1 tRNA gene is annotated in these 202 nt (G+C 45.5%); it reads left to right on the top strand.

Annotated features, from left to right (window positions below):
- Positions 1-130: 130 nt before the first annotated feature.
- Positions 131-202: transfer RNA gene (locus G9G53_RS26190), tRNA-Asn, on the top strand.

The following is a 202-nucleotide window of genomic DNA, read 5'->3' on the forward strand; positions in this document are numbered from 1 at the left end:
TGGGGGTGGAAGTGCAGTAATGCATGGAGCTGACCAATACTAATCGGTCGAGGGCTTATCCTAAAGATAAAACGCAAATGAGTTTCGGATCCAGTTTTCAGGGTGTAACCTTGAAACAAATGCTTAATATTCCCTGATAGCTCAGTTGGTAGAGCACTCGACTGTTAATCGAGTTGTCACAGGTTCGAGTCCTGTTCGGGGA

Source organism: Paenibacillus sp. EKM206P, assembly GCF_011066155.1.
Taxonomy (GTDB): domain Bacteria; phylum Bacillota; class Bacilli; order Paenibacillales; family Paenibacillaceae; genus Paenibacillus; species Paenibacillus polymyxa_D.